At 56.5% G+C, this 6,940-nt stretch carries 6 protein-coding genes and 1 pseudogene; 5 read left to right on the forward strand and 2 right to left on the reverse strand.

Annotation, left to right across the window (positions count from 1 at the left end):
- Window positions 1-128: 128 nt before the first annotated feature.
- A pseudogene (locus BANT918_RS16965) lies at window positions 129-589 on the forward strand (recombinase family protein); the annotation flags it as partial.
- A gap of 342 nt (window positions 590-931) precedes the next feature.
- Here BANT918_RS16965 and BANT918_RS16970 read toward each other — a convergent pair.
- Window positions 932-1,603 carry a phospholipase A2 gene (locus tag BANT918_RS16970; protein ID WP_101621245.1) on the reverse strand — a complete coding sequence of 224 codons (672 nt, stop codon included), beginning with the start codon at window positions 1,601-1,603 and terminating at the stop codon, window positions 932-934.
- A 661-nt stretch (window positions 1,604-2,264) separates the two neighbouring features.
- Between BANT918_RS16970 and BANT918_RS16975 the strand changes: the two genes are divergently transcribed.
- The 3 genes from BANT918_RS16975 to BANT918_RS17885 all read left to right on the forward strand — a co-directional run bounded on the left by BANT918_RS16975 (window position 2,265) and on the right by BANT918_RS17885 (window position 4,529).
- Window positions 2,265-2,687 carry a hypothetical protein gene (locus BANT918_RS16975; protein WP_009885456.1) on the forward strand — a complete coding sequence of 141 codons (423 nt, stop codon included), beginning with the start codon at window positions 2,265-2,267 and terminating at the stop codon, window positions 2,685-2,687.
- Window positions 2,688-3,240: 553 nt separating this feature from the next.
- A complete protein-coding gene (locus tag BANT918_RS17880; RefSeq protein ID WP_009885455.1) occupies window positions 3,241-4,164 on the forward strand; it encodes a hypothetical protein in 924 nt (307 codons plus the stop codon).
- Window positions 4,161-4,529, forward strand: a complete 369-nt coding sequence (locus tag BANT918_RS17885; protein WP_009885454.1) for a GntR family transcriptional regulator — start codon at window positions 4,161-4,163, stop codon at window positions 4,527-4,529. Before BANT918_RS17880 ends, BANT918_RS17885 begins: the two co-directional genes overlap by 4 nt.
- 769 nt (window positions 4,530-5,298) lie before the next feature.
- On the opposite strand, the gene BANT918_RS16990 is transcribed toward BANT918_RS17885, so the two are convergent.
- The gene (locus BANT918_RS16990) at window positions 5,299-5,769 is read right to left on the reverse strand and encodes a hypothetical protein (protein ID WP_145997016.1); all 471 of its coding nucleotides are present in this window, start codon (window positions 5,767-5,769) and stop codon (window positions 5,299-5,301) included.
- A 181-nt stretch (window positions 5,770-5,950) separates the two neighbouring features.
- On the opposite strand from BANT918_RS16990, the gene BANT918_RS16995 reads away from it, so the two are divergent.
- A complete protein-coding gene (locus BANT918_RS16995) occupies window positions 5,951-6,598 on the forward strand; it encodes a hypothetical protein (protein ID WP_133067150.1) in 648 nt (215 codons plus the stop codon).
- Window positions 6,599-6,940 lie beyond the last annotated feature (342 nt).

The raw sequence follows: 6,940 nt of genomic DNA on the forward strand, positions 1-6,940 counted from the left end.
CACCGATCCCAAGATCCTGGCCCTACCCGGACCGGCATGGATCAACCAACCAAAGGAGGGCACCGAAACAGAGGCAGCCTAACCACTGCCTCACTCACCCTGGTACCGCTTGACTTGAAAAATTCCGGACCCGGGATCAGTCCACTGATCGTCAAGAAGCCGATCTCCTAGCCGCCGGCGTGCGCCGCGATGACCTCTACGTCGAACGCGGAGTTTCTGGAGCTCGAGCGTCACGGCCAGCGTTCGACAACGGGATCGATACTCTCGTCATCACTACCCTCGACCGCCTTGGTCGGTCGACGCAGAACATGCTCTCCTTCGCCCAGCAACACCCCTGGGCTCGATGCTCTTCACGATCTTGGCTGCACTCGCTCAGATGGAACACGAGATCAAACGCGAACGCATCACCGACTCCACCAATAAACGCCGCGAAGCTGGCCGCGGTCTCGGGTGCCGGCCGCGCCAAATCGCTGACAGCCAGATCCGCAACACCATCCGCCTCATTGACAGCGGCGAATCCGACGCGCAAGTCGCCCGGGATCTTAGAGTGTCCAGAGCCACCTTCTACCGGCGGACACGCACTCTCTAGATGTACTCCAACTGCTACGCCTGTCCATGGACGAGATTCGTACTGAAGTGGTCTTTTTCCGAGAAGCAGGATTTCGAATTGAAGAAAGCTTGGCAATCTCCGGACGAGGCCCTCGCACCCACTCATTTGCCTATATAGTTGCTGAGGATAAAACAGGACAATGCACGACTCTCCGCAAATAGCGCGGAGCGCTATCAGCCTTATTCAAAAACCGTCTCCAACGGAAATAGAACGGCACACACTAGTCAGGCCGAAGGCGCATTCTAGCAATTCGCTGCACTGACTCGTGCATGCCGTTCTATCGCGGTGATTTCCAGCTCTAATTGAGCCGTGCGCTCAGCATCACGGAGCTTTCCCGTTCCAGCTTTCAGTTTTATTAGCGACAGTTTTATAGTATGTCGTAGAAGTTTTACGACAAGTTTTCTTCACGGCTTTAGATGTTGCGCTACTGGAGGAAAATTTGTTATCGCAGTTCTGAAACATTCGCGACTTAAAAGTGCTATCGGCGCTTCGCCGCTTGGATTTCTTAGATGACAGCGAACCGCCCTTTTTGACGATGCTTTGAATGGCCATATCGTGACGGGCGCACGGGCCGCGAAAATCGACGGTCAACCGTGCATCTCCAAAGCGGAATTCCGGCTGGTCGGGTGAGTATGTGCAGTAGTCGTGCCAGGCCGCAGGCTTGCACTTGGCTAGTTTCTTCCGATTGCTTGCAGAACAGTAGATGTACCCGCTGGGCACACCGACTTTCGACGGTCCGGAGGAGGCGGCGAAAGGGTCCAGAGCCGGTGCCGGCTGAACGCCAGACCCAACCTCGCTGTTCAATTTCAACTCGTCAGCCGCAAGCTCAGAGGGGGATTCGTAGTCAACCTTCTCCTCAGGCGTTTCTTCACTGTCCTCATTGACAATGATCGGATCACCACTCACCTCGGCGGTGGAAGCAGGAGTAGCCGTATAGGCGCCAATTAGTACGCTAATACAGGCTATTGCAGTAGCAGCAGAAACAAATTTCACTTCGTTCTCTTTTCATTTAATTTGCGATTCAATGAGGAGTCGAGCGCTTACTCCTTTCACGTTGCGCCTTTGCAATCCATTCGACAATTACGGCAATTGATATAACGGCTGAAGCTGTTGCGCACAGTGGGATAATTATAACTAGAACTATTGATGCCAGCAGTTGATCCACCGATGCTTCTACTATCGAAACCATCGCGAGCGAAGCGGAAAGACCGGCTACCAGCAATACAAATTGGAGCACTCCCGTCAACGGCGGAACGCTCGATGATTTAGGGACGCATGCTGCGTTCAGTGTAGCCGCTAGCATAAGAAGTGATGCACCGATTAGATGCATTGTGTAATCGAGTTGGACCGGCATTTCCAGTTGATTATTAATCGCCTGCGCCGACAGTGTCATGAACAATGCGCTGACAGCGCCACCTATTCTTATCAAATACACAAATCTGCCCTTTCCGCCTTAGCTGCTGGTGTTATTTCGGAGACGTTGCGCATATACAAAGCATAATGGTCGTACCGAGTGAATCAGAGAAATATCACCTTTCGCTGATCTTAGCTCGACTTCGCCAAGTGATTGCAGAGTCATGATAACGAATTGGTTGCATCTACTCGCTCCTCAAGTGCATGCTCACCTCTCCGATGACGAGAATCGTCGGCGGGGGTGCCCAAGAAGCTGCACCCGTACATCTACAAGGTCCCGGACGCGACCGCCAGCACGGCCCGCGAGTCGGGAACAGTTAAGGATCGCGATCGTGATCTGGATCGTGAGGACGTATTACAACCGTCGGCGACTGAAGACCTGCCTGTTCTCAACCGCAACAAGATCCTTGACCGGCTGAATCCGATGGCTGTCAATGCTATGGTCGAGACGCCCAACGAGGCACCAGAGGTTCAAGGCACTAAGTTGACTGACAAAATCAATGTTGATTCTAATCAGGACGTGATTTCTGATGAACACGAGCGCGCTGAGCAAGAGAACTCTCCACTGGACGAACTCGATCCCTCTGAATATTTGAATCTTCGGTTGGAGTCACGGGCGCGGGGCACTTCTGTTAAGTTCATTCCCGTCGCGATTTATGTCTGACTTCGTATGAGAGCCCGATTCAGGTGACCAGTCTTTCCCAGCAGGTTGTCGTTCGGCTTCTGTCTCATAACTGCAGTGTCTCAAAACAGATGGGTTACAAGACATTGTTTTGCCCACGAGACACCAGGTCGGACTCGAGCGGAGGAACGCGCAAGCAGGTTCCGGGGTTGCCGTCGACTGTTGCACAATCGTGATGCCTCCCCGGCAACCCATGCAAAGCGGCGCGCAAACGATCCTTTCTGGAACGTCCCATTTGGCGCGCTCACTCTTGCGCCAAACCACGCCACATCTGTTGCACAAACGTGTGCCAGAACCAAACTCACACCGCTGATGGGTATTGAGACACCGCGGGCGTCCGTCACAACACAGGAGACCGGCCTTGACGACGCTAAAAGGACCCGCTACTACCGACGCCGCTCGGACACGATGAGTTCTCAATCACGCGGTAGGCACGTTCACCGAACTGGGGTTTACCCGAATGGTCAGACGAGGATTGACATCACGATGTTTGTATCAGTACATTATCGATGTTGGTTCTTTACGGAGGTCAGTCATGAGCATCGCTATCTGGATTGTCATCGCTATGGTCTCGTTCATCTTGCCCGCCTCCGATCTCACACGGCGAGGCACACATCGAACCAACTCGATAGCGATGCGCAAGTACGCACAGTCCGTCGGACTGCCCGTCACTGAAGAAGTCAGCCGCCCCGTCGTCAAGCGCATCCTCCGCCGGCAACGCGGCATGCAGATCGGCGGACTCGTCGCGATCGCCGCGGGTACATTGATTGCAATCAGCTTGGGCCAACAGGACTCGTGGGGCGGCGCATTGATCCTGGTGCTCACCGGCGTAGGTACGAGCCTCGGCGGCGCATGGGCAATCGTCTCCCACCGCCCGGCACCCGAGGAGCAGCGCCCATTAATCGCGCGGACCCGCTCGACTCAACATGCCGATTACCTCACTCCCGGGGAACGCTTCGGATACTGGGCTGTACCCGGAGCACTCCTCCTCGCCTCCGCCGGAGGCGCAATCTTGCTCCTACAAATACCTCCCGAGACTCGCGGCACACAAATCCCCCTGAGCATGTTCGCGACCGGCCTCGCGCTGCTACTGTGGGGCATATCCCTCTACTCGACGCGGCGAGTACTCGCAGCACCGGCGCGCAACGGCTCCGACCTAGAACTCGCATGGGACGATGCCGAACGCGCCGACGGCCTGAGGCAGTTGATGAGCTTCACCGTCGTGACAGCGAGTCTCGCGATCTTCCTCTGGGGCATTTTGCCCCTCGAGGCACTGACGACGAACGGATTCTACCGAGAGCACAACGAGCTGAGCACTATGCTCGGGTTCATCGCACTCCCACTATTCCTGGGCCTCATCGCGCTGATAGCAGCGGGGCCGATCGGCGCCTGGCTCAGCGGCGTCCGCCGAGGCCACGAACAGCGTCGCCTGTGGCCAAACGGTGTGAGCCCGTCGTGACCACACTGCGTATCGACCCGGGTCACACGCAACCCCCGTTCGAGCAGTTACGGCGGCAACTTGTCGCGCAGATCGCCACGGGCGAACTGGCACCCGGGACCAAACTCCCCTCGGTCCGACGACTCGCTGCGGACCTCGCGTTGGCCCCTAGTACCGTGGCACGCAGCTACCGGGAGCTCGAGTCCGAAGGGTATCTGGTTACCCAAGGCCGCAACGGAACAATCGTCGCCCCGCCCACGGGAGCCGATGCGGAAACGATCCGGAACGCGGCGGCGCTCACGGAGACCTACGTCGCCGAGATGCGCAGTCTCGGGCTCCCACCGAATGCGATCATCGGCGCCGTGCGCAACGCTCTCGAATCCTGACGATCAAGCACACGAAACACCCCCACGAATGGATCGAACTAGGCCGAACGCCTCTTCTTCCCCGCCTCGAGATTCGGCTCGATCTCGCCACGCAAAATACTGCTGATCAAAGCTCGATCGCGGCGTAACCAATAGCACTAACCAGTCAGGATGTGCGCCACACACTAGTGGACGTGCACGCCCGTATGCTGAACGTCGCTGATTCGACGACTCCCGAGGAGCGAGTCGCTGCAGCCGACTTCTGCGCGACATCAATCGCGCGGTGGACCAACGACACGTCATGTGTGTGATTGTCTCCACCGAAAGAGCACTCGGCCAGCGAAAGCGTCATGGCCGCGGCAAGAGCATGGAAAGCTGCAATATACGCCTTATGAGCTCCGAGGCGCTTAGAGATGCAACTCGTGTCGAAGAGATCAATTAGCCAGAGAGTCTTCTGACGGCGCACGCGGACCATCAGCTACGAAGCGCATAGAGCACTGACGCAGGCTCCCGCCCAAGAGACAAATGCGGTCGGAGGTCAGCCGCTGGTCGACACACGCCTCGGCGTCGAGCTTCCCTTTATCACATCGCCAGTGGGCGGAACGCACTTTCCGCACGGCTCCCTGACATTTGGAAGCATCACCTGCGACGTTCAGCACTTACGAAAGATTCCCGAGAACGGCACGAGGACGCAAGACGCATGGTGAGGGAAATCCTGCACTGAACAAGCGGTCGGAGAAGAAAAATTGACTAGCGACGACATGCGAAGCTGGCTTGCAACTCCGCCCGGCTATGCGGGCACCACTGCCTTTGGACGTCGACCGACGAGAGGCGAACCGAATGCCAGAATTACCCCCGCGCCCGCCATCGCTGCGCCGACTGCCACGTTCCTTTTCGCGTCGGCACGACATCGAACGATTCCATCCGACAACGGATATCCGTTCGCTTCGGTGATTCGCATAGCGTTGAGACCCGAAGGGCAGGCCCACAGTGCCTCACTGTCCCTATAAGCTCCGGAGCCCAACTGGACCCAGAATCCCCCGGCGATCAGGCTCACAGAGGCGACACCGAGGAGAGTGAGCGGCAACCATGCGTGTTGCCTTTTCACGATGATGGTCAGGAACCAGACCGCGATGGCGGCACCAACGACGAACCAGCCGAGTAGCACCCACTCCACCCACTGCACATCTTCCATGTGATACAGCTCTACCGATTCGTCAGTGGCTATGATCATCATGTGCACCGAGTCACTATTGCTCACCGCGAATCTCCCCTATACCCCTGCCATTATGGTCTGATCTCAATATGCCACACCGGCCTCAACGATCCGTGGCACACACTTACAACACTGCGACGAACGAGCGGCGGAGGCAGTCGACAATTCACACAACGACGGCGCCGCCCTTGCCGATAAGAATAACTATCATCCGCAGACGAAACCCGTGATTCGGAACATCGGACATGCCGCCAGCACACCTGAGAGAGGAGAACGAATTTTGATTCCTGAATCCAAAGGCGCGAAGATCGCATACATCGCAGTAGCGTCCGTGTCCATACTCCTTGTCGGCTTCTGCATTTTCGTATGGTTGTGGGCAGGCACGATCGAGGATGGTTGGATAAGCGCCTATGTGGCAGCGGTCGTGGTTTCGGTGGTCTGTGTTCCGATTGCCCTTGTACCGCTTGGTTGGTCCTTGGGGCTCTCATTCGTTCGGGAAGCTGAAAAGAGAAAGTCCCTGCGTAATCCGGCGAAGCCGCACGCAGAGTTGTGTTCTATGAACTCGCCAATCGAGATTCGATTCTTTCCCGACTGGGGGCGGAAGGAACCGCTGTGGAGCCATGACACCGACGACATTGCAGTGGGGACTTCAGACCTCCCAATTTCAGCGGACCTGGCCGACGATCTCCATGCTTACATGGACTTCTGGAGCTCTCACTTCAACCCCGTCGTCGATTACCCAGATTCGGGGTGGGACTCCGAAGAGAATCACCAATGGTTTATCGATGAAGGCAACCGCCTTATCCGCGAATTGTCGAGCGAACTCGAAGGCAGGGCAACCATCTCTGACGAGCGGGACCCAGATGACCGCTAGAGAGCTGACTCAGCGAAAACAGTTCCCAATTCTGTCCATCAGGTATGCGAGCTCAACAAAATTGTTAAACGGTAGGGTGCATTCGCTGACAGATCTGTCCAACCCAGCGCCGCTTTGACCCTGACCTAGTACTACTAAGACCTACTACTCGGTGTGCGGATAAAGCGAATGCCGAACTTCACCACCGCGGCGCAGACAAACCCAACTACTCCCAGTGGATCGCCCCGGGGATAATAGAGGCAGGGAGATTGGAAGAAGGAGATTCTCTCATGCCAGTGAAATATACCGACGAGCTCAAGGCTCGTGCCGTCGAGCTCGTCATTCATGCTCAAGCAGAAACGA

It is taken from the genome of Brevibacterium antiquum CNRZ 918 (assembly GCF_900169145.1).
Classification (GTDB): domain Bacteria; phylum Actinomycetota; class Actinomycetes; order Actinomycetales; family Brevibacteriaceae; genus Brevibacterium; species Brevibacterium koreense.